At 43.4% G+C, this 22288-nt stretch carries 21 protein-coding genes; 19 read left to right on the top strand and 2 right to left on the bottom strand.

From position 1 onward, the window contains the following. Positions 1–27: 27 nt before the first annotated feature. The 9 genes from N473_RS09140 to N473_RS09100 all read left to right on the top strand — a co-directional run bounded on the left by N473_RS09140 (position 28) and on the right by N473_RS09100 (position 8953). Positions 28–1206, top strand: a complete 1179-nt coding sequence (locus tag N473_RS09140) for a thiolase family protein (protein WP_063362432.1) — start codon at positions 28–30, stop codon at positions 1204–1206. Between the two features lie 74 nt (positions 1207–1280). Further along, positions 1281–2771 carry a CoA-acylating methylmalonate-semialdehyde dehydrogenase gene (locus N473_RS09135; RefSeq protein WP_063367641.1) on the top strand — a complete coding sequence of 497 codons (1491 nt, stop codon included), beginning with the start codon at positions 1281–1283 and terminating at the stop codon, positions 2769–2771. 128 nt (positions 2772–2899) lie between these two features. Continuing rightward, on the top strand, positions 2900–4057 hold the full coding sequence (locus N473_RS09130; protein WP_063367640.1) for an acyl-CoA dehydrogenase family protein: 1158 nt from the start codon (positions 2900–2902) through the stop codon (positions 4055–4057). An 11-nt stretch (positions 4058–4068) separates the two neighbouring features. Beyond that, positions 4069–4845 carry an enoyl-CoA hydratase gene (locus N473_RS09125; RefSeq protein ID WP_046357797.1) on the top strand — a complete coding sequence of 259 codons (777 nt, stop codon included), beginning with the start codon at positions 4069–4071 and terminating at the stop codon, positions 4843–4845. After that, a complete protein-coding gene (locus N473_RS09120; RefSeq protein WP_063367639.1) occupies positions 4845–5984 on the top strand; it encodes an enoyl-CoA hydratase/isomerase family protein in 1140 nt (379 codons plus the stop codon). Before N473_RS09125 ends, N473_RS09120 begins: the two co-directional genes overlap by 1 nt. A 10-nt stretch (positions 5985–5994) precedes the next feature. After that, positions 5995–6885 carry a 3-hydroxyisobutyrate dehydrogenase gene (gene mmsB, locus N473_RS09115; RefSeq protein WP_063367638.1) on the top strand — a complete coding sequence of 297 codons (891 nt, stop codon included), beginning with the start codon at positions 5995–5997 and terminating at the stop codon, positions 6883–6885. Positions 6886–6909: 24 nt separating this feature from the next. Beyond that, positions 6910–7671, top strand: a complete 762-nt coding sequence (locus tag N473_RS09110) for an SDR family oxidoreductase (protein WP_039607941.1) — start codon at positions 6910–6912, stop codon at positions 7669–7671. Positions 7672–7916: 245 nt separating this feature from the next. Further along, positions 7917–8450 (top strand): hypothetical protein, encoded by a 534-nt coding sequence (locus N473_RS09105; RefSeq protein ID WP_063367637.1) that lies wholly within the window; start codon positions 7917–7919, stop codon positions 8448–8450. A 179-nt stretch (positions 8451–8629) separates the two neighbouring features. Then, positions 8630–8953, top strand: coding sequence for an alpha/beta hydrolase family protein (locus N473_RS09100; protein ID WP_269202334.1), 324 nt, complete (start codon positions 8630–8632; stop codon positions 8951–8953). A 56-nt stretch (positions 8954–9009) separates the two neighbouring features. On the opposite strand, the gene N473_RS09095 is transcribed toward N473_RS09100, so the two are convergent. After that, entirely contained in the window at positions 9010–10224 is a 1215-nt protein-coding gene (locus tag N473_RS09095; RefSeq protein WP_063367635.1) for an alpha/beta fold hydrolase, read from the bottom strand. A 32-nt stretch (positions 10225–10256) separates the two neighbouring features. Beyond that, on the bottom strand, positions 10257–11141 hold the full coding sequence (locus N473_RS09090; protein ID WP_063367634.1) for a pirin family protein: 885 nt from the start codon (positions 11139–11141) through the stop codon (positions 10257–10259). Between the two features lie 1220 nt (positions 11142–12361). On the opposite strand from N473_RS09090, the gene N473_RS09085 reads away from it, so the two are divergent. The 10 genes from N473_RS09085 to N473_RS09040 are packed head-to-tail and all read left to right on the top strand — an operon-like array spanning position 12362 to position 22257. Beyond that, positions 12362–13981, top strand: a complete 1620-nt coding sequence (locus tag N473_RS09085) for an HAL/PAL/TAL family ammonia-lyase (RefSeq protein ID WP_063367633.1) — start codon at positions 12362–12364, stop codon at positions 13979–13981. Positions 13982–14021: 40 nt separating this feature from the next. Next, positions 14022–14294: a phosphopantetheine-binding protein gene (locus tag N473_RS09080; RefSeq protein WP_039607946.1), complete on the top strand. Its 273-nt coding sequence runs from the start codon at positions 14022–14024 to the stop codon at positions 14292–14294. A gap of 14 nt (positions 14295–14308) precedes the next feature. Continuing rightward, the gene (locus tag N473_RS09075; RefSeq protein ID WP_063367632.1) at positions 14309–14788 is read left to right on the top strand and encodes a MaoC family dehydratase; all 480 of its coding nucleotides are present in this window, start codon (positions 14309–14311) and stop codon (positions 14786–14788) included. Next, positions 14785–16323, top strand: coding sequence for an AMP-binding protein (locus tag N473_RS09070; protein ID WP_063367631.1), 1539 nt, complete (start codon positions 14785–14787; stop codon positions 16321–16323). Before N473_RS09075 ends, N473_RS09070 begins: the two co-directional genes overlap by 4 nt. Further along, positions 16310–18547: a beta-ketoacyl-[acyl-carrier-protein] synthase family protein gene (locus tag N473_RS09065; protein WP_063367630.1), complete on the top strand. Its 2238-nt coding sequence runs from the start codon at positions 16310–16312 to the stop codon at positions 18545–18547. Before N473_RS09070 ends, N473_RS09065 begins: the two co-directional genes overlap by 14 nt. Positions 18548–18549: 2 nt before the next feature. Then, on the top strand, positions 18550–19323 hold the full coding sequence (locus N473_RS09060; RefSeq protein WP_063367629.1) for an ABC transporter ATP-binding protein: 774 nt from the start codon (positions 18550–18552) through the stop codon (positions 19321–19323). Then, on the top strand, positions 19316–20416 hold the full coding sequence (locus tag N473_RS09055) for an ABC transporter permease (RefSeq protein ID WP_063367628.1): 1101 nt from the start codon (positions 19316–19318) through the stop codon (positions 20414–20416). The genes N473_RS09060 and N473_RS09055 overlap by 8 nt, the downstream gene beginning before the upstream one ends. After that, complete coding sequence (gene fabZ / locus N473_RS09050) at positions 20413–20832, top strand: 3-hydroxyacyl-ACP dehydratase FabZ (protein WP_046357813.1); 420 nt, start codon at positions 20413–20415, stop codon at positions 20830–20832. Before N473_RS09055 ends, fabZ begins: the two co-directional genes overlap by 4 nt. Further along, the gene (locus tag N473_RS09045) at positions 20825–21544 is read left to right on the top strand and encodes an SDR family NAD(P)-dependent oxidoreductase (RefSeq protein ID WP_063367627.1); all 720 of its coding nucleotides are present in this window, start codon (positions 20825–20827) and stop codon (positions 21542–21544) included. Before fabZ ends, N473_RS09045 begins: the two co-directional genes overlap by 8 nt. Then, positions 21541–22257 carry a hypothetical protein gene (locus N473_RS09040; protein ID WP_063367626.1) on the top strand — a complete coding sequence of 239 codons (717 nt, stop codon included), beginning with the start codon at positions 21541–21543 and terminating at the stop codon, positions 22255–22257. The genes N473_RS09045 and N473_RS09040 overlap by 4 nt, the downstream gene beginning before the upstream one ends. The last annotated feature ends 31 nt before the right edge of the window (positions 22258–22288 follow it).

Genomic DNA, 22288 nt, shown 5'->3' with positions numbered 1-22288 from the left:
CAATTTGCTTGTTAACAGGAGTTTTAAATGAGTAACGAAGCCGTAGTCATCGTAGCAGCAAAACGTACCCCTATGGGTGGTTTTATGGGAAGCCTATCTGGAGCAGCTGCAACAGATTTAGGTGCAACTGCAATTAAAGCTGTCATGAATGATACTGGTTTATCGGATGCCAGCATCGATGAAGTCATTATGGGATGTGTATTGCCAGCAGGTCTTGGCCAAGCGCCAGCGCGCCAAGCTGTTTTGCATGCAGGTCTTGCACGCTCAACGGGTGCAACAACCATTAATAAAGTATGTGGCTCAGGTCTTAAAGCAGCCATGTTCGCTCATGATTTAATTAAATCAGGTAGTATCAAAACTGCGATTGCAGGTGGCATGGAAAGCATGACCAATGCACCATATTTCATGCCAAATGCGCGTGGTGGTATGCGTATGGGTCACAACCAAGTGATTGACCACATGATGGCTGATGGCCTTGAAGATGCATATGATAAAAAAGCAATGGGCTGTTTTGCTCAAGATACTGCTGATCAATATGGCATTACTCGCGAAAATATGGATGAGTTTGCTCTTAATTCACTAAGTAAAGCAAACGCAGCAATTGAAAGCGGCAACTTCGACAATGAAGTGATCCCGCATGTTATTTCTACTCGCAAAGGTGACATTGAAGTAACAACAGACGAGCAACCAGGTAACGCACGTCCAGATAAAATTCCTTCACTGCGCCCAGCGTTCAAAAAAGACGGCACCATCACAGCGGCAAACTCGTCATCTATTTCAGATGGTGCAGCAGCGCTTATTTTGATGAGTGAGTCTGAAGCAAAGGCACATGGCTTAACACCGCTATGTAAAATTGTGGCACACGCTACACATTCTCAAGCGCCAGCTGAGTTTACAATTGCGCCAGTGGGTGCGATGAACTCATTGCTTGATAAAGCGGGTTGGTCAAAAGAAGACGTAGACCTTTGGGAAATCAATGAAGCATTTGCCATGGTAACTATGCTTGCTATCAATGAAATGCAACTTGATAGTGCAAAAGTTAATGTCAATGGCGGTGCATGTGCACTGGGTCACCCAATTGGCGCAAGTGGTGCGCGTATTTTGGTGACACTTATCCATGCACTTCGCAATCGTGGCCTATCAAAAGGCATCGCATCACTCTGTATCGGTGGTGGTGAGGCGGTTGCACTAGCAGTAGAAGTTTAAAATCGTCAAAGCGCCGCACTTATACTAATTTCTAACGCGGCGCTACTTTCAGTTTTTTTGGGGAGGAGTGCAAAATGCACCAGGTACCACTATACATCAACGGTGAATTCACACAGTCGCAGTCTGACAAATGGTTAGACGTTGTTAATCCAGCAAATCAAGAAGTCCTTGCACAGGTACCTTGCGCTACGTCACAAGAAGTACAAGCAGCTATTAATTCAGCACAAGAGGCGTTCAAAACTTGGAAGAATGTCCCTGTACCTGAGCGTGCACGTATCATGATGCGCTACGCTGCATTATTAAAAGAGCACCAAGAAGAAATCGCAACCATCATTTGTCACGAGCTTGGCAAAACATTTGAAGATGCGAAAGGTGATGTTTGGCGCGGTATCGAAGTGGTTGAGCAAGCAGCTAATGCGCCAGCTATGATGATGGGTGAAACTGTTGAAAACGTAGCACGTAATATTGATACATACTCATACATTCAACCGCTTGGCGTGTGTGCGGGTATCACGCCATTTAATTTCCCTGCAATGATCCCACTTTGGATGTTCCCAATGGCGATTGTATGCGGAAACACATTTGTACTAAAACCATCAGAGCAAGACCCACTAACACCAATGCGCCTAGTAGAACTATTCGAAGAAGCCGGTGCGCCAAAAGGGGTGTTACAGGTTGTGCACGGTGGCAAAGATCAAGTTGACCAGATTTTAGAAGCTCCAGAGATCCGTGCGGTCTCATTTGTTGGTTCGTGTGGTGTTGGTCAATACATTTATAGTAAAGGCACGGAAAACCTTAAACGCGTCCAAGCTTGTGTAGGTGCGAAGAACCACATGGTAATCATGCCTGATGCGAGTAAAGAGCAAACAATTAATAACCTTGTTGGTGCATCAGTGGGTGCTGCTGGCCAGCGTTGTATGGGTATTTCAGTTGCTGTATTTGTCGGTAAATCACAAGAGTGGGTTGATGACTTAAAAGCAGGCCTTGAAAAAGTACGCCCAGGTGTTTGGAATGACCCTGAAGCTGCGTATGGCCCACAAACGTCAGCGGCGGCAAAAGCGCGCATTCTGTCTTTGATTGAATCGGGCAAAGAGCAAGGTGCAACTTGTTTACTTGATGGCTCTAACTTTACCGTGGAAGGTTATGAAAACGGTAACTGGGTAGGCCCAACACTATTTACCAATGTGACAACAGACATGGACATTTATAAAGAAGAGATCTTTGGTCCAGTATTAAATTGTGTGTTTGTTGATACGCTTGAAGAAGCAATTACACTGGTTAATAACAGCCCGTATGGTAACGGCGTTTCGTTATTCACAGCAAGCGGCGCTGCTGCTCGTAAATTCCAACAAGAAATTCAAGTAGGTCAGGTTGGCATTAATATTCCTATTCCTGTGCCACTTCCTTTCTTCTCATTCACGGGTTGGAAAAACTCTTTCTACGGTGATGTGCACACGTATGGTAAACAAGGTGTTCGTTTCTACACAGAGACGAAGACTATCACATCTCGCTGGTTTGCTGATGAAGCGGTAACCGGCCCTAATATGAGTATTAACTTACGTTAATTCAATATATTTCCAAAGCCCAGTACCTATGCTGGGCTTTTAGTAGTACCGCCTGACGCAGATCAGGTGCAACAAGAATAAAAACAAGTGATGAAAATCGCTTGATACGACAACAAGAGAGGTCTTTTATGGACTTTAATCTGAATGAAGATCAACAGGCATTCGCCGAAACCGCTTACCAATTCGCTATGACTGAACTTGCGCCAAATGCTGCGCGCTGGGATCAGGAGCATATTTTCCCTAAAGATGTAATTAAACAAGCGGGTGAGTTGGGTTTTTGCGGCTTATACACACCAGAAGAAGCGGGTGGCCTAGGTCTATCTCGCTTAGATTCAAGCATTATCTTTGAGCAGCTATCTATGGGCTGTACCGCGACGACAGCGATGTTGACTATCCATAACATGGCAACTTGGATGATCGCCAGTTTTGGTACCGATGCGATAAAGAGCCAATATATGGACCAACTGGTGATGGGTGAATTATTAGCGTCTTACTGCTTAACTGAACCTGGTTCAGGTTCTGACGCGGCGTCACTTAAAACCAAAGCGGTGCTTGAAGGTGATGAGTATGTCTTAAATGGCTCAAAAATGTTTATCTCTGGTGCAGGTGAAACAGATGTGTTAGTTGTCATGGCACGTACTGGCGAAGAAGGCCCTAAAGGTATCTCAGCATTTGTTGTCCCAGCGGATGCGGCTGGCGTTATTTATGGTAAAGCAGAAGAGAAAATGGGCTGGAATGCGCAGCCAACACGCTTAATTACCTTTGAAGATGTCAGAATTCCAGCAGCCAACCTGATGGGTAAAGAAGGCGAAGGCTTTAAGTTTGCGATGCAGGGCCTAGATGGTGGTCGTATCAATATTGCGACGTGCTCTATTGGTACTGCGCAGCAAGCACTGAATACAGCAAAAGAGTATATGCAGGAGCGTCAGCAGTTTGGTAAACCTCTGGCTGCATTCCAAGCACTGCAATTTAAAATTGCTGATATGAACACTGAGCTGGTTGCAGCACGCCAAATGGTTCGCTTGGCTGCGTTTAAACTAGATAGCAATGACCCAGAAAAAACCACTTACTGTGCGATGGCTAAACGCTTTGCGACTGATGTAGGTACAAAGGTGTGTGATGATGCACTGCAGATCCACGGTGGTTATGGTTATATCAAAGAATACCCACTTGAGCGCCATTTACGTGATGTGCGCGTTCACCAAATCTTAGAGGGCACAAACGAGATCATGCGTGTGATCATTGCCCGTCGAATTTTAGCCGAAGGCGCTGCAAGCGTTTTATAAGGAGCAAATAAATGTCTGCACAATTAAAACTTGAAAAACGTGGTCACATTGCAATTGTTACTATGTCTAATCCACCTGCAAACACGTGGACACGTGACACGCTGGTTGGCTTAAAAGAGCTGGTAAACGAATTAAACGCGGATAAAGAGATTTACTCGTTGGTTATTACCGGCGAAGGAGAGAAGTTCTTCTCAGCGGGTGCTGATTTAAATGTATTCGCGGATGGTGACAAAGGTGTTGCTGCTGATATGTCGCGCGTCTTTGGTGAAGCATTCGAAACGCTTAGTAACTTCCGTGGTGTATCAATTGCGGCCATCAATGGCTTTGCTATGGGCGGCGGTTTAGAGGTGGCGTTGGCATGTGATATTCGTATTGCTGAAGCACAAGCTCAAATGGCACTACCTGAAGCAAAGGTTGGTCTGCTTCCTTGTGCTGGTGGCACACAAAACTTATCTTGGCTGGTTGGTGAAGGGTGGGCGAAGCGTATGATTTTATGCGGTGAGCGCCTTAAAGCTGATAAAGCAGAGAAGATTGGCTTAGTTGAAGAAGTGGTAGAGCAGGGTCAAGCTCTAGAAGCTGCGCTGGCACTTGCTGCAAAAGTAGAAGATCAAAGCCCTGTTGCGGTTACAGCATGTAAGTCACTCATTCAAAAAGGTCGTACAGGCACGATTGACAGTGCACTGCCGCTTGAGCGCGAATTGTTCGTGACATTATTTGATACACAAGATCAAAAAGAAGGCGTAAACGCATTCTTAGAGAAACGCAAAGCAAATTGGGTGAATGGCTAATGGTTGAATTACAGTTACTAAACCAAGAAGACGCGCCAGTCGTGTTCCAATTGGCGCACTGTAATAACGACATGAAGGTCGCAGTTGCGACCTTAAATGCGCCAAAAGCGTTGAATGCGCTTAACTTAGATATGATACGTTTACTTGCACCGCAGCTAAGTGAATGGTCGGCAGATGACAGTATCGCCATGGTGGTGCTTAAAGGTGCTGGTGAGAAGGCGTTTTGTGCAGGGGGGGACGTTGTTAGCCTGTACAAAGCAATGGCTGCTGACGATGACAATAATTACTTGGAGACCTTCTTTAGCGAAGAGTACCGTCTAGATTATCAAATCCATAATTATGACAAGCCTATCCTATTGTGGGGCAACGGTATCATTATGGGGGGCGGCCTTGGTCTAATGGCAGGCGCTAGTCACCGTGTGGTTACAGAGACATCTCGTATTGCGATGCCTGAAATTACCATAGGTTTATACCCTGATGTGGGTGGCTCTTATTTCCTAAATAAAATGCCAGAAGGTGTTGGGTTGTTTTTAGGCCTAACAGGTGCTTCTGTGAATGCCAATGATGCAAAATTTGTCGGCCTAGCAGATCATTTTATTAATGCGGATCACTTTGATATTTTGCTCCATAATTTAAGTGAAGTGAACTGGGGCAAAACCAATGTACTTAATCATGATAAGTTAACGCAGCTTCTATTATCGATAGAAGAGGGCGCACATTCATTGCCAAACAGTGCAATAAAGCCACTGGAAAAAGACATCAAGAAGTTAGTTGAACATACTGATTTAGCAGCACAGGTTGATCATATATTGTCAATGGATAGCAGTGATAATAAATGGCTAAGTAAAGCGCAAGCGGGTTTAAAACATGGTTCACCTTTAAGTGCTGTGCTGGTCAGTGAGCAACTTAAACGTCTTGCTGGTCAATCGTTAAAAGTCTGTTTTTCACAAGAGCTTGGTATGTCCGTTCACTGTGGTGAGGTCGGTGAATTCCAAGAAGGTGTGCGTGCACTGTTAATTGATAAAGACGGCAAGCCAAATTGGCGCTTTAAATCAATTGCTGAGGTTGATAGCAAGGTGGTTGACGGCTTTTTTGTACCAAAGTGGGATGATGAAAACCACCCATTAGCAAGTATGTAAGGAAATAAAAATGGCAAAAGTTGGATTTATTGGCCTAGGCAATATGGGTGGCCCAATGGCTGCAAACTTAGTCAAAGCAGGTCACGATGTCACTGTATTTGATTTAAATGAAGAAGTGGTAAATCAATTAGTTGAGCAAGGCGCAAGCGCTGCTAATAAAGTATCTGATACTTGCGCAGGTGCAGACTTTGTGATCAGCATGCTGCCTGCGGGCAAACATGTTCGCTCAATTTATACTGGCGAAGATGGATTAATCAACTACCTTAGTAAGTCGGCACTGGTTATTGACTGTTCGACAATAGATGCAGAGTCTGCTCAGTTTGTTGGTAAAACACTGGCAAATGCGGGCGTGTCTTTTGTTGATGCACCAGTGTCTGGGGGTGTGGCAGGAGCCGCTGCTGGGACGTTGACTTTCATTGTTGGTGGACGCGACGAAGAATTTGCCAAAGCGCACACAGTGTTGAAGGATATGGGTAAAAATATCTATCACGCTGGGGACATAGGTGCCGGGCAGGTCGCAAAAATTTGTAATAATATGCTGCTGTCAATTTTAATGGCAGGGACCAGCGAAGCACTCCAAATGGGTGTAGATCACGGCTTAGATCCCAAAGTATTGAGCGAAATTATGCTTAATAGCTCTGGGCGTAATTGGACACTTGAAGTGTATAACCCATGCCCGAATGTACTGGACAATGTGCCTTCTTCAAATGAGTACAAACCGGGTTTCATGGTGGATTTGATGGCAAAAGACTTAGGACTTGCAATGCAGGCCGCTCAGCAGACAAATTCAGCCACCCCAATGGGCGCACTGGCTAAAAATCTGTATAACCTGATGCAAAATCAAGGCAAAGGGTCAGAAGATTTTAGTGCGATATTTAAACTTTTCTCTGAAAAGTCTTAAAACGTAAAGGTTTAAAATTTAATTATGAATGTAGAAAATAAAACGGTTGTTATTACTGGGGGCGCGCAAGGCTTAGGTCTTGCTATGGCACATAAAATGGCAAGCTTAGGTGCAAACCTTGCACTTGTAGACATGCAAGAAGAAGTATTGCATGCTGCAGTTGAAGAGCTTAGCCAATTTGATGTAACCGTTAGAACTTACGTTGCAAATGTCAGTATTGAAAGCAACGTAGAAGAAGTATTTGATAAAATTGTACAAGACTTTGGCTCGCTATCTGTGCTTATCAACAATGCGGGTATTTTACGTGATGGCTTGTTTGTTAAAGTCAAAGAAGGTGAAGTGGTTAACAAGATGTCGCTTGATCAATTCCAATCACTGATGGATGTCAACCTAACAGGTGTATTCCTATGTGGTCGTGAGGCTGCTGTAAAAATGATTGAGGCAGATCAAGGTGGCGTGATTATTAACATGTCGAGTGTGGCGCGTGCTGGTAACATTGGCCAAACTAATTACTCAGCTGCAAAAGCAGGTGTCGTGGCAATGACCACAACATGGGCAAAAGAGCTTGGTCGTTACGGTATTCGTGTCGGCGCAATTGCACCAGGTGTTATTCGTACGAAGATGACGGATGCGATGAAGCCTGAAGCTAAAGACCGCTTGGTTAAAATGAAACCAGTGGGTCGTTTGGGCGAAGCACAAGAAATAGCCCATACTGCACAATATATTATTGAAAATGAGTTCTTTACGGGTCGTGTCGTTGAAATTGATGGTGGTATTCGACTTTAAAAAAATATCGGGTATTTTCGCTATTTTGTAACAAAATATCGTTAATATTCAAAGTATTCGCATACTTATGTTCCTTTATCTTCGAAAGAAGAGAGTGTGTTGAATAAAGCGGTGGGGGTGTGTCCCGCCGCTTTTTTAGTTTAAATCCCTCAATTTTACATCTTATTCCCTTTTGCGCTTTTAATCGCAGCAAGTTATCCTGTTCAAGTTATAAGTTTTATGGCCAAATTGGCTGGATTTTTATTATGATTTATAAGTTACTTGTTCTTGTAGTGTTGTGCACGCTACTCACCGCGTGTCAATCTAATCGTGCCATCATTAAAGATATTGATGCCATCCATAAGCAAGAAAAAAAGGGCATTAAGCTCTATCATCAAAAAGCATATCCTGAAGCATTTGAGGCGCTTGGCGAACTTGCTACTTGGGGTTATAAAGATGCACAGTATTATTTGGCATTTATGTTTTTAAAAGGCCAGCACGTTGAGCAATCAACATTAATTGGTATGGGCTGGTTAGGTGTGGCTGCCGAGTCCGGTATTGAAGAGTGGGTGAATTTTTATGATGCACTCTATGCGAAAGCAACCCCTCAGATGCAACAGAAAATAGACAAAGTGGTTGCTGATTACCAACGTAAGTTTGGCATGAAGGCGCAATTTGTTACCTGTCGAAATTCCACGACTGTAGGGTCAAATAAGGTTGCCGTAAAATGTACCAAAGAAGATAAAATATCGACAGTGTATCCGTTGGATTTACACGAAGCGCAACTTAACCTCGACTAATATGGTTTGTACTAAGGTCAACCATGGTGTTTCTAGAGTTCACTGTGGTTGATTATTCTACTTAAAATTAACTTCATGATGACGTCTCTACATTTTTGCCTACTTTTTCATATGGCTTAAGTTTCTGTTTTATAATCTTTTAATTTATATTTCTCCTGACTGTTTTCTGATAAAAGAGTTTGATCACTGGCTGGATAGTATTGGTCGTTATACAAAGAAAGCACAGGAGGAATAACGATGAAAAAAACCAATGTAATTGCAACTATATGAATAACATCAAAACACCGAGCTTATTGATCACCGGAGAGGCAGACTATCGCACGCCCATTTCTGAAACAGAGCAGTTTTATCAAGCATTAAAGTTACAGAATGTTGATACAGCCATAGTGCGAATGCCACATATGAGTCACGCGCTCACAGCAAGACCTTCGTACTTGCAACAAAAGTTAGAATATATCTTATGGTGGTTCGATAAGTATAAAGATAGGCTTGAAGAGAAATAAATTGCTGCAATATTCACTTGGCGATGCACACTGCATCGCCAAGTGAGTGTCCAAATCTATTTGGCATCATTGACTAACTGTGTTTTGACCTCGATGTGATTATGCAGCGTTTTATGCACTGGGCATTTATCGGCAATGGCCAGCAGCCTTTGCTCTTGCTCTGGTGTCAAATCACCTTCAATCTTAACTTTGCGAGTGATAAGTTCCGCATAACTGTCTTTTTGCTCACAGTTGTCACAGTCTTGGTGGTGGTCTTTTTGATGTTGCAACGTCACTTTAATGTGTTTTAGTGGCAAGTTTTTATGGGTCGCATACATGCGCATTGTCATCACTGTGCACGTACCCAAAGCCGCTAGTAAATGCTCATAAGGATCGGGGCCGAGGTTTTTTCCGCCGACTTGTGTTGGTTCATCAGCAAGCCAGCTGTGACTGTCACTGATAACATTCACGGTAAATTTATGGTCTTTTTCGCTGACAACTAGATGACCATTTTGAACCGCTTCAGTTACGGTTTCAGGGTGTGGATCAATGTATTTACTGGCCCAGCCAGAAATTGCAGTTGCTGCGTATTCAGCATCTTGCGATTTGCTTAATAGATGATCTGCATTGTCTAAAGAAATAAAGCTTTTAGGATGCTTGGCTGCTATATAAATCGTTTCTGCTTGTTCAATGCTAACCACGTCATCAATAGGGCTGTGCATAACAAGCAGTGCCTTATTCTGTATAGTGTGTTGTGTCTTACTATGCGTATCTAAATCGTCTAAAAACTGCTTTTTGATGTTAAAAGTACGTCGACCGAGTTGAACCTGTGCTTCTCCAGTTTGCTTTATTTGCTCAATTTGAGCTGAAAAGTTGTGCGCGACATGTTTGGCGTTCGCAGGTGCGCCAATGGTAACGACTGCTTTAGCCTCTTCAATTTGATCCGCCGCCGCTAATACCGCTGCGCCGCCCAAACTGTGCCCAATAAGTAGTTGCGGTGCATGCAGGTTTTGGCGCAAATAGTCTGCTGCTGCATATAAATCCTCTAGATTTGATGAAAAATTACTATTGGCAAAATCCCCATCACTATTGCCAAGCCCTGTAAAATCAAAGCGCAGCACGGCGTAGCCATGCTTTACCAAAGCTCTTGAAATACGGGAGGCTGCCGCAATGTCTTTACCGCAAGTAAAGCAATGTGCAAACAGTGCGACTGCTTTAATATGTTGAGCTGGACGCTCCAATAGCCCTGCAAGTGTGTTTCCATTACTGACGAATTCAATTTTTTCTCTCATTACTTTTCCTCAAATTAATTAAAGCTAAATTGTTAGCGCAGTGGCTGAGCTTTTGGTTTGCCTGTTGGCAGCGGAACAAATTCACGGTCATCATCGGGTATGGACGGAAAGTTGCCTTCACGCCAATCTTGCTTGGCTTGTTCAATACGCGCTTTACTAAAGGAAACAAAATTCCAGTGTATATAAGGTACATTTTCCCATTTATCGCCACCCAATAAGATCAGGCGAGTATCTTTGGTGGTCGTTATATGTGCGTCCTGTTGCTCTAAAAGTACTAATTGTCCCGGCGAGTAGGAGGCTCCAGAGATGGTCACTTCACCAAAAACCACATATAAAGCGATTTCTTGATCGGGGTTTGGCACAGTGATGGTACGTTGAATTGGTGCGATGACATCCACATAAAACATCGCTGAATAGGTTGTTATTGGTGACTCAAGGCCATACGCCTCACCAGCTATAACTCGCGTCATGACGCCATTATGTGTGATCTGTGGTAGGTCATGTCGGCCAATGTGTTCAAAGCTTGGGTCGATGTCAGAGTATTGTTCTGGCAAGGCAATCCATGTTTGCAAGCCATTGATGGCATGATCTACCCCTCTAACTTCAAAGCTCTCTCTTTCGGAGTGCACAATGCCGCTTCCTGCGGTCATCCAATTTACGTCACCTGGGGCTATCTCTAATTTATTACCCAAAGAATCGCGGTGCAGGATATGTCCCTCAAACAAGTAAGTTAAGGTGGATAAGCCGATATGAGGGTGAGGTTGAACTTCAATCCCTTGCCCAGCAGGAAAATGGGTCGGGCCCATATGGTCGAAGAAAATAAATGGACCAACCATACGCTTTTTCATATGTGGCAGTAGTCGGTTGACTGTCAATCCGCCAATGTCGTGGGTGGTTGCATTAAGTATTTGAGCCACAGATTGAAACTCCATAAAGGTGAGAAGTGATAAATATATAAATCAGATAGTAGTTTCAAAGTACTTAGGCGTAAAACTTAAAAATTGGGATAGATTGTTCGGATTTTTAGAGTGTTCTTCCCAATCGTATTGCTGCTTTCTGTTTGTGACGATGGTGGAAATAATACGTCAAAGTGTGAATGAAGCACTGTGTGCAATAAAACGAGCTGAGCGGTTTTGTAATATGTCACTAAAGTGACAGAGTTGTGATGTTTTTAATGGGTTAAAATCTGACCTAAAGTATGAATTATAACTAGAATATGAATCAAACAACCAGATTACAGGTTTTTTTGATCAATAATTAAACCTTAGTTGCTTAGCTTGAAATAATAAATAAAGAAAAACAAAGAGATTATTTAGCTTTTTTTTATGCGTCATGAAAACTTAATTGTTGATAAAATCGGCATTTTTGAAGGGTTTATTGGATTGTACCTTCTATGGTTACTTGTAAAAATGAAAATGTTTTCACAAAAAAGTATCGATTCATAAAAATATAAAATTATGCCAAGTCTGCACTTTTTAATCTCGAATATTCTACGTCATGTGTTCATGTAAATGACATAATAAATTAACCATAATGGGTACGGTAGATTTGATTTCTTAATTCTTGATGTTGAGTATATATTCTAAAATTCTTTTTGCGAGTTTATCTGTGTGGAAAAGTAAAATGTCAAACATATTTTCATTAATTTGATATTAATCTTAAAGCACCTTTGATTTTAAACTTTATTGTAATAATTAATACATGATTGAAATTGCACGAATCCACTTGAACAAAGAAATCTCAACTTAGCCTTTCACTTTGAATACGTTTTTTAGAAGAACATTCCCCATTGTCGCTTGTATGTTTTTTGTTAAGAGTGGTTGTTTTATCCACTATTTTGTAAAAGTTTATAGCAATAAATGTATTTGGTGTAATTCTTGTGGGTACTATTGATTGATTAAATGTAATGGTGTAAAAAATGACACACACGCTTTTAGGTGGGTGGTTTAGTTACTGATGACTGCTTTTTCAGTTGATCAAGATCAGTAACTAGCTATGTGAGTGACTTAAAGTTTGCATCAGAAATCATTATTTATAATGCCCAGTGATGCATGTGTTATTTATATTTAATCTGATTATAAGTCTTGAATATAAATTAAAAATGACCGTTTTTTTAATTGTTAAAGGAAGCAAAAAAATGAGTAATGAACTCTCTTTTTCAGAATCAAAAGTTGAGTCTGAAAGTAAAGTAGTATCAACGATAGATATAGACTTAATAAGCCAACTAACACTTGAAGATATCAAAAAATTTATCAAGGAAAACTATCCAAAAGTGCAGTTGAATGGAGAGGTTCACAAATCACTCATTGAGAATAACCGCCGATATATAGATCAGCGTATTTCTGATAGGGATGACATTTATGGTGTAACGACAGGATTCGGTAATTCGGCCAGTAATAGAATTTCACCAATCATGTCTCAAGAGCTACAAAAGAACCTAATGGCGTACCATGGTTGTGGTGTGGGTGAGTACCTCAGTGAGCGCGATTGTGCGGCGACTTTGCTGATCCGTTTAAACTGTAATGCACGTGGTTATTCTGGTGTAAGCTGGGAATTACTAAAACAGATGGAGCTGTTTTTACAACACAACATTTTCCCTGCTATCCCAGCGAAAGGCTCCGTGGGTGCAAGCGGCGATTTAACGCCACTTTCATACATTGGTGCAGCATTAAATGGACAAAGAAATGTGTATTACCAAGGCGTGATTAGACCTACATCAGAGGTCTTAGAAGAACTCAACATTGCGCCTTATGAATTAAAAGCCAAAGAAGGTTTGGCAATCATGAACGGCACGTCTGTGATGAGTGCCATTGCTGCCAATACCATCAATGAGATAGACACAGCGATTGATACCTCGTGTAAGTTAATTGCGCTGTTTGTAGAACTAATCGATGGTAGAGCGTCACCATTTCACCCGAAAGTGCACGAGTTAAAGCCACATCAAGGTCAAAGGTATTGTGCTGATTTAATCTACAAGCGTTTATCTAACCCTGAGCAAAGATTAGGGCGTAGGCAACGAACGGATGACCAAGTGATTGAACATGGTCTAAAAGAGAAGTTCCGCTTGCAAGATAGCTACTCAATTCGCTGTTCTCCACAAGTGTTAGGTTCGTTAGTCGATACGTTGAACTGGGCAAAGTCAGTACTTCAAGTAGAAATCAACTCTGTTAATGACAATCCATTGATTGACCATGAAAGTGATTTAATTCTCAACGCAGGTCACTTCTATGGCGGTCATGTTGCAGCAATTTGTGATGCGCTTAAGCCGCAAGTAGCCAATATGGGCGCATTGTTAGAGCGAGAGTTGGGTATTCTTGTGGATGACAGATTAAATGGGGGCATTCCAAATAACCTAGTGGCTGTTGACGACTTAGGCGATAAAGCGTGGATCAACCATGGCTTTAAAGCGATGCAGATCAGCGCATCGGCATTGGTTGCAGAAGCACTCAAACAATCTGGCCCTATGTCGGTCTTCTCTCGTACTACCGAAGCCTTGAACCAAGATATTGTGAGCATGGGCACCATTGCCGCGCGTGACTTACAAACTATTTTATCGCTCGTGAAATCAGTGATTGCAATTCAAGCAATGGCAATTCGTCAGGCTTACTACGTACTGGATAAAGACCAATCTGCACAGAAGCTCAATAGCTTGTCTCGTCCTTTCTTTGATTCGCTTGCGGCGACCTTTTCACCTGTTATTCAAGACCGAGCATTGGATGGTGAAATCGAAGAAATGGTTGCCTTTTTATTCGACTAAACACTGATTAAATTCACTTTTTATAAGATAAGGAAGAACAATGAATAGTACACAAGACATCATCACTTTTATCAAAACTGACATCTTAATTGAAGAGCTTGAAGTGGCTGACTCACTGGAAGAAATTGATGAACATGCAGAGCTAGTCGGTGCGGGTTTAGATTTAGACAGTATTGAGCTGTTGGACTTGGTCTCAGCGGTTGAGAAAAAATATGGCCTGAAGTTTAAAGAGTTTCCAAGCGAGCTTGTACAGCAGAAAATGTCGTCAATTCATACACTAAGTGAATTTATTTCTGAGCAATTAGCAGCATAAAAGTTGAGGTGGTTATGACTCTTTACACGGCTGGCAAAACGTATAGGGAAATCAATGAAGGAGATAGTGCAGTGCATTCTAAAACCATCTCCGAATCAGATGTATATAGTTTTGCTGGGATCACTGGGGATTTTAACCCGTTGCATGTCGACACTGTATTTGCAGAGCAAATGGGATTAGCAGGCAGAATCGCCCATGCAGGGATAGCGCCAGCCATGGTTGCGCAAGTCATTGGTATGAAGTTGCCTGGTGTGGGCTCAATGGTTACCAATATGACCGTAAGTCATCATGCACCTTTGTATATCGGTGACACCATTTATGCGCAAGTTAAAGTGTCTGAAAAATTGCCAAATCGGCACGTACGTTTGGCCATTACCATTGTAAATCAGAATAAAACGCTGATTTGCAGTGGTGAAGTTGAAGTCGTGCCACCTAAAGCATCGTTCAAGAAACGCGTTGCAGCAATTGAATTACAGGAATTGGTAACTGAATGAAGGATTTTGAAGGCTTAGTCAATCAGGTACGTCGACAAATCGTAATCTCGGTTGAACTTGAAGAGTCAGAAATAGCGCAGCTATCAGATGATGATGATTTATTGGGCAGTCCTTTATTTCTTGATTCAGTCGATTTACTACAAATTTACGCTGATTGTCAGCGTAAATTTGGTGTCGTGTTTAATAACGCCGACTATGAGGGTACGCATACAGTGAGCAGTATTGTGACTCGAACTATATCGGCAAAAGAGACTAAAAGTGTAAATACGGGCAGTGCACTGTTTTACTCCTCAGATGGCAATCACTATAGCAGCGCAGAGTTTAAGCAGCATATTGCGCACTTAATCACAGCACTGCAAAGCGCAGGGTTTGATAAAGCAAAGCCATTGAGAGTACTGGATGTGGATCCGGTCAAAATGATGATGGTCGCGTTTGCTGCGGTACTAAGTGGTTATAAACCGCTGATGAGTGCACAACCGCAAGGTGAAAACGCGGTGAGCTTTGCACAATTGCTATCCAAGCAGGGTGAAGCGTCGTCGTTGTTGGACACAAAGTCTATTTATCAGCAGCTAGCGACGTTGCCGTCAAAAGCTGTGATTTTCTTTGAAACGTCCGGCAGCACAGGTGTGCCTGTGCGCATTGAAAAATCGTTAGCGAGCATGGTGCAAGAGGTAGAGGAGCTGACGACTTTATTTGATTTTAGTGCCCTTGATTTAATCGACGCCTATGTATCACCTGTGCACATGTACGGGTTTATTTGGAGCTTTTTGTTGCCACTTAAGCTTGAGGCACCAGTAATGTATCAATCAAATACGCTACTGAGACCGGTCCCTGAGACGGTCAATCATGTCATGGCGGTGATTGTCCCCAGTATTTGGCAGAGCTTGTCTGACGCTTTGACGGCTCAATATCGCTATATCGTTAACTCAGGAGGGAAGTTCGGTGAGCAAAGAGATACCCAGTTTGCCGAGCGAGTACAAAGCAAGCTGCCACATCTACAAGGTATTGACGTGCTCGGCAGCACCGAAACGGGTGCCATAGCCTATCGCATGATGGGTCAAGACCATATTCAAACGTACCAGTTACTACCTACCGTTCGTTTGCAACCATCGGATGGTGAACATTTCATTTATTCTGACTTCCTACCTTTGGGCGTCGAATGCGCGCCGCTAGATGACAAGATTGAAATACTCGCTAGCAATCAAATTTTACATCTGGGCCGAAAGGACAGCGTATTTAAGTTCAAGGGCAAACGCTACTCGTTGAAGGCCATCGAAGACAAGCTCTCTCAGTTGTTTTTAGGGCATGCTTTGCGGGTCTATTTCATCGAGCAAGCAGACAATGTGCGTGGCGGAGAGCTGATAGCCTTTGTTGCCAAAGAATCTTCGCACTTTGACATCACAGATGAAGTCAGAGCGCTATTTCAAGATTTACCCATCCCAAAAATAGAATTCATTGATGAGTTACCTACCAATGCAATGGGCAAAGTGACATTGCAGGGTTTACAGGAGAAAGTAAGAAATGCCAGAGTGTAAATCACAAGTTGTGATAACCGGATATGGTGTAATTTCTTCGTGTGGTGATAATGCACAAGAGTTATATGACTCAATGCAATCACAGCGCTCGGGAGTTGTACCACTAAGCTGTTTTGACGTCACTGGCTTACCAAGCGATATTGCAGGTATTGTTCGCTCAGTGCGAGAAAAGCATCAAGATAAACAAACGGATTTACCTGATTTTTCAACTCTGTTTGCCATTGAAGCGATAGAAGAAGCACTGAATGCAGCAAATCTCTCTCGTCATATCTTGGCAAATAAGCGTGTTGCATTGTGTGTTGGCAACGCCAACACTGGGATGGAAAAGCTTGAAAAGGGCATCATGGAAAATCAGCATGAAGGCCTTGTTGAGTACCCAGCGCACAAGCAAAGTTACAACATCGCCAAACATTTTGGCGTGCTCGGTCCTGTTTTAACCTTTACCAGTGCATGTACATCGAGTAGCAGTGCACTGGGCTTTGCAAAACAGCTTTTAGACAATGATGTGGTTGATATTGTCATCGCGGGTGGCACTGATGCCTTGGCTAAAACGATCTATGCCGGCTTTCATTCTTTACAGTCAGTCGCGCCCGAAGTTTGCTCTCCTTATGATGTAAAAATGGGTTTAAGCCTAGGTGAGGGCGCAGGCTTCCTTGTGCTAGAGAATCACAATCATGCCGAGGCTCGAAATCAACCGAGCATCATGCAATTGGCGGGCACAGCCTCCAGTTTAGATGCATTTCATGCGACCGCACCCGAGCCGGAGGGGGCAGGTGTAAGGCGCTCATTTGAAACGGCTTTGCGCTCTAGTGATGTTACCCCTGAAGACTTAGATTACGTCAATACCCATGGTACTGGCACACCGGCCAATGACGGCGCTGAACTAAAGGGGATTTTTGCTGCATTGAACCCACAAGATAAAGCATCTATCCCAGTATCCAGTTCCAAGTCTTATTTTGGTCATACATTAGGCGCAGCGGGCGCCATTGAGTTTATTTCTGCGCTGGTCGCTATCGACAAAGGACAACTGCCTTCGACCTTAAATGGCGATGATATTCGCGAAGACTGCCAAGGTCACCATATCGTTGTGAATGGACTGATAGATCACAAGGTTGCGTGCATCGGCGCAACCAATTCGGCATTTGGTGGACACAATACTACCATGCTGGCACGTAAATCTGTCACAGCTATCCCTAAAGCTGACGGTAAGAAGGTTTATATCCTCGGTCACGGCAGTATTGCTGAGCAAGGTGGTTATAGCAATGGTGCGGATCAGCCTTTGCTAAGCTATGAGGGAGAATTTGCTTTAAAGCCTTTCCAATCAAAGTTGTATCGCCGCCGTATGAGCACCATAGGCCAATATGCCATTGGCGCGTCATACCTTGCCTTTAGCGGAGCGGATGTGGACTACAGCGACGCAGAAAAGCCGCCGATGGGCGCGTATTTCGGCACGACCTTGGGGGCATCTCAAGTACAGCAACGCAATTTGTCTGACCTACAAGAATATGGCCCGACAGGGGTTAAGAGTACTTTGTTCCCAGATACCGTGCTCAATGCGCCGCTTGGAAACCTGGCTTTGGCATTTGATTTAAAAGGCTGCTCTGCCAATTTTAGCGACTTAGGCAATGAAGGTATGCACGCACTGTGGCATGCATTCATGGATTTAAGTGAAGACAAAATTGCCTGTGCTTTGGTGTGTAGCGCAGAAGACAAGAGCGATACATCTGATTTAGTTTGGCAGCAAATGCAAGTGGATGAGCACAGGTTGGCAAGTTCAGCCAATGCACTGGTCGCGGTCAATGAACAAGACCCACGTGCGAGTCGAGCACTTGCCCAAGTGAGTGATTTCAATGCCGGTCGTTGGGTGTTTGATGAAGACAGCCAACAGTGGGACTGTGCAGCGCTTGCACAACTTACTGTCAAACCAGATTTGATAGTCCTTTCTATGGTTAACGCTGAACAATTTGAGGCGATTTCAAAAGCGCTGCAAACGCAGTTTTCAACTACTCAAGTGATTGATAGTAGAGCGTATAAAGAGTCGGGCATTGCGTGTCAAAGTCTTGATGCAATCAGCCTTGCTACCTGTGCACTGAACGGGCGTATGTTTATAGGCCGTGAAGTAGCACTGCAACATACCAGTAAACCAGAGTCCGTATTGGTAATGAGTGTAAATACACAGCTCAGTGCAACGACATGTTTGGTGTCGACAGTAAAAGGGAAATAGAGATGTCAGCGGTCATTGATGTAGCAGACTTAAAGAAGTCTTATAACAAGAATAATACGCTTGTTTTAAAGGGGTTATCTTTCCAAGTTAAAAAGGGGCAATGCTTTGGTTTACTCGGTCCAAACGGGGCGGGTAAGTCAACTACATTGGAAATATTACAAGGTCTGAAAAAACCAACGTCTGGTAAAGTCAGCTTATTTGGCATGGATTGGAAGGACAGCGAAAAGCAGATCCGCATGAAAATCGGCGGACTGTTGCAGTCCAATAATTTGTACGGCAGAACCAAAGTAAAAGAAGCGGTCCGCTTATTTGCCAGCTTTTATAAAGATCCGATGGATGTCGATGAGTTGATTGAACGCTTTGGCTTAACTGACAAAGCCAATGCATGGCTAGACAGCCTCAGCGGTGGTCAAAAGCAGCGGGTTTTTTTAGCCATGACCATAGTGGGTAAACCTGAACTGATTTTTTTAGATGAGCCCACCACGGGTCTTGATCCAACCAGTCGCCAGAGCTTTTGGGAGATCATCAAATCGCTCAAAGAAGAGGGCATGACAGTCATTCTCACCACGCATTATATGGATGAGGCGGATTACCTGTGTGATGAGTTACTTATCATAGAGCAGGGCAAGATCATTGAGTCAGGTACGCCTGATGCCATTATCCATCGTACTTTTACCGATCCGGTTATTAGAGAGCCGCGCAAAGCCACGCTCAATGATGTGTTTTTAAAACTCACTGGCCACGATATTCTTAAGCAGGAAACAAGTCATGCCTAGTAATGTACTGACAAGAAAGCCATTTTGGCAGCTCATGCTGCTTAATATCCGACCGTTTTTCCGCGAGCCAGCCACCTTGTTTTGGACTTTTGGCTTCCCCATTTTTATGGCGTTGCTATTAGTACAAGCCTTCTCGGGAGAGAAGCCAATGGCAAAAGTGAATGTGGTTGTCATTGAACAGGAAAAAATCGACGCTGAGTGGTATCAAGCCATCGAAAAAGACAAGCAGGTCAGCATACTCAACATTGAAGATGTCGCGTTGATCGCACGGATCAATGCGCATTTTTCTGAGCCAAGCTCGGAAGTGTCTCCTGGTGAGGGGCTGTCTTCCATTCTTTCAAATCATGGTGATGTATTGATTTTGACGCCTAGCGGTTTGTTTTCAACACGCAACAGCCATGAGCAAGCGATTGCTTTTAGCCATGTTATGGCACTTCAGGATCAAGCTCGTAAGCCTTATCTGGATGGAGTGATTGATCTTCAGGGGTTTAGGTATATCGATTGGTTGATCCCCGGCATCATCGTGCTGCAGATCATCGGTATTGGTATCACCTCTATTTCAAATGGATTGGTTTCAGACCGTCAGCAGGGCTTTTTTAAGCGCTTGAAGTTATCTCCGTTTAGCCGCTTAGATTATGTGATTGGGATTGTTTTCGCCAGAGTATTTTTATTGATATTCCAGCTGGTTGCGCTGTTTGCGACTTTCTACTTTTTATTTGGCTATCAACCTCTTGGCAATTGGTTAAGTATTTTAACCGTACTGTTATTGGGCTCTGTCGTCCTGTGTTTAATCGGTGTGCTGGTTGGTGCGCGCAGCCAAAAAGTGGAGGTGGCCACGGGTATCTCTAACTTACTGTATTTCCCACTGATGTTTTTATCTGGGATTTATTTTGACACCTCTAACTTCCCACAGACGATTCAAAATATCGTTCAGTGGTTACCGTCTACGGCATTTCTAGATGCATTTCGTTTAACTGCCAATCAAGGTGCATCGCTTGCAGACGTCTCTGTGCAAGTGCAAACCCTTGCAGGGTTTACCGTGGTGCTATTAGTGATGATTTACTTTTTATTCGACTGGGGAGATGAAAAATGATTTCACCGGATAATTTACCGCATAAACCACCATTTAAGTTCGTTGATCGAGTCGTCGAGGTACAGCCAAACGAGTCTATTATCGCGCAAAAGTTTATTGGCTATAACGAACCCTGTTTAGAAGGTCACTTTCCAGATGAGCCCGTGTTTCCTGGCGTATTAATTGTCGAGGCGATGGCTCAAGCCAGTGGCCTATGTATTACTGGCAAATCCAAAGGCGTGATTGCTGGGATAGACAAGGTCAAGTTTCTAACACCGGTGTTACCTGGTCAGGTTTTGGAAATTCGCGCTATGGTAGAGATTGCATTAGGTGAGCTGGTGAAGTTTAAGGTTGCAGCTTGGGTCAATGAGCAAGAAGTTGCAAGTGCACGCATAGCCATTCGATATCTAGAGCAAATAGGAGAAAAGGATGTTTAAAGGGAAAGTCGTGATTGTGAGCGGCTGCTCAAAAGGCATCGGGTTGGAAATTTGCCGCCAATATCTCGCTGAAGGAGCAAAAGTCTATGGGATTGCGCGCTCAAGTGTGCCAGATGAATTGCAATCCAACCCTAATTTTATGTGGCTACAGGGGTCGATATCTGACAGTGGCTTTGTATTAGACAGCATCGCGACCATTAAAACGCAAGATGAACGCATTGATATTTTGGTTAATAACGCAGGGATTAATCACGATAGCTTGATACAGCTGATGGCCCTAGAAGATTGGCAAAAAGTACTGACGACAAATTTAACAGGCACGTTTAATTTATGCCAACAGGTGCTGCCGATTTTTAAAGCGCAGCAATTTGGTCGCATTATTAATATGGTCTCAAAAAGTGGTGTGGTGGGACGTGAAGGTCAAATTAACTATGCCACGTCTAAAGGCGCCATCATCGGTATGACCAGAACCATCGCGCGTGAGTATGGTACAGACAATATTTTGTGTAATGCCGTCGCTCCGGGTTTGATTGAAACACAAATGGTGGACAGCGCAGAGCAGTCTATTGTTGCGCCTATTATTGACTGTACCAGTGTCAGACGTATGGGGCAGTGTAGTGAAGTTGCACGAACGGTATTGCACCTCACATCAGATGCGCCAAATTATCAAAATGGAGAAGTCATCCATCTGGACGGAGGATTTTTAATATGAGCGCGGCGCAATCTTTATTATTGGTACAAGCAGAAAGTGAGTTTGATCAGGCGGTGGTTGATCACTACGTCAGTGCAAACGTCAATGTGATTTTGATAGCGCCTTCAGCGCAATTTCAATCGCAAAATGTGGCGCTACCCAGCTTGTCACTGGCTGAAATTCAAGCGCAAGATGAGCCTGATATTCAGTTGCTATTGACTGAAAAAGGCTTGCTCGATAATGGACAACCTCTGGTTGTTATTCAAGGTGTGCAATGTGCAAATGAGCAGGCACTGTTTACAGATGAGAGTTGTTTGGCGCAGATAACAACCTACTTAGATAATACTTTTGTAATTTATCAAAGTCTGGCGACGTTTGTGAAAGAGGTGGGCGCGAACATTGTTTTCCCTCTGTATTCGGACAGTTTGAGTTATCTCGGGCAAGAGGTGAATTCAGTGGCCAACCACGCCTTGAATGCATTTATGAAAACCTTAGCCAGAGAGCTGACGAGCGATACCGTATTCATTAACAGTGCTGTGATCCCTTATTTAGCAAAAGATGAAGCTGAGCGAAAGAAAATGCGCCGCGCACTAAAACGTTCAGTATTCGGTATGCGACCAACTGTATTTTTGCAGCAGGAGTTTATCGAGTTTATCGCGCACTTTTCACACTACAACAACATGATGACAGGGCAGTGTATGACCATGCGCCCGAGCACAGAAATATCCGTTTAACAATTCAACATTGAGTATATGCATATGAGCC

It is taken from the genome of Pseudoalteromonas luteoviolacea CPMOR-1 (genome assembly GCF_001625685.1).
Classification (GTDB): domain Bacteria; phylum Pseudomonadota; class Gammaproteobacteria; order Enterobacterales; family Alteromonadaceae; genus Pseudoalteromonas; species Pseudoalteromonas luteoviolacea_K.
This window is presented reverse-complemented; position numbering and strand designations above follow the sequence as displayed.